The 1,436-nt window shown below is 53.3% G+C and carries 1 protein-coding gene; it reads right to left on the minus strand.

Annotation, left to right across the window (positions count from 1 at the left end):
- On the minus strand, positions 1-1,436 hold a 1,436-nt coding region (locus tag LI241_RS15450), incomplete at both ends, for a DEAD/DEAH box helicase family protein (RefSeq protein WP_227151456.1).

Genomic DNA, 1,436 nt, shown 5'->3' on the forward strand with positions numbered 1-1,436 from the left:
GTTCCTGACGCTCCCGGCTGATGGGGATACGCTCAAACTGGCTGTGTCCCATGATAATGGCATCATAATCACCCGTCGCAATACGAGCGCAGAACTTCTTTCGGTTATGGGTCTCAAAGTCCTTTTTTGTGGTGACTAAGATATTGGCGGAAGGATAGAGACGCAGAAACTCCGACGCCCACTGCTCGGTCAGATGGTTTGGAACCACAAAAAGAGATTTCTGGCACAAGCCCAGGCGTTTGGCTTCCATCGAAGCAGCTACCATCTCAAAAGTTTTGCCTGCGCCTACTTCATGTGCCAACAGGGTATTTCCTCCATACAGCACATGGGCAATGGCGCTTTTCTGGTGTTCCCGCAGGGTAATGGCCGGGTTCATGCCCCCAAAAGTGATATGGCTGCCATCATATTCGCGGGGACGGGTAGAGTTCATTTCTTCGTTGTACTGGCGCACCAAAGTCTGGCGGCGCTCCGGGTCTCTCCAGATCCAGTCCCTAAAGGCTTCCCGGATCGCCTGCTGTTTTTGAGCCGCCAGGGTGGTCTCCTTGGCGTTCAGCACGCGGCGCTCTTTTCCGCCTGCGTCCTCTATGGTGTCATAGATGCGGACATCCCGCAGGTTCAGGCTGTCCTCTAAAATCTTGTAGGCATTGGCACGACTGGTCCCATAGGTGGTATAAGCTGCCACATCGTTGTAGGATACAGAAGATTTCCCCTTGATCTGCCATTCAGCGGTAAAGGACGAATAGTTGACCTCGATACTGCGCTGGAGATAAAACGGGGTGTTGAAGGTCTCATACATAAACTGCTGGATGTACTCTTTGTCGATCCAGGTAGCGCCCAGACGCACCTCAATCTCCGACGCATCCAGGTCTTTGGGCTGGGCGGCGGTAAGAGCTTCCACATTGACTGCATAAACCGGGTCCTGCTGTGCGGCCCGTTGCGCCTGACGCAGTTTGCGGCGTACATTGCCGGAGAGGTATTCATCAGCAGTCACATAATGGGGTGTGCCGTCTTTCTCCAGCTGTCCCGGTACACGGAAGATTACGCCTTGCAGCTCTCCGGCCAGTTCTTCTTTTGTTTTTCCGGTAAGCTGGCTCATATAGTCCATATCCACGCAGGCTTTTTCCGAGATGGACACCGCCAGTGCTTCACTTGCCGTATCCACCACAGCCACCGCCTGATGGGGCTTGATGGTCCGTTTGGTGAACATATCTGCCTTACGTTCCAGTTTCCCATCCTCGTCGATGACTTCCAGCGCACAGAGCAGGTAATAGGAAGAATCGTCTGCATAGGCCAGTCGGTTTGCACGGTCATTGATGAGACCGTATTTTGCAGAAAAGCTGTCATAGAGGCTGTTCAGTTCCGCCTGCTTTTGGGTAATGGTGCTGTCCGGAACCGCTGCATCCATCTGAAGGTCGATCAGTTCCTGCACACAATCA

Source organism: Longicatena sp. 210702-DFI.1.196, assembly GCF_020563125.1.
GTDB classification, from domain to species: Bacteria; Bacillota_I; Bacilli_A; order Erysipelotrichales; family Erysipelotrichaceae; genus Longicatena; species Longicatena caecimuris.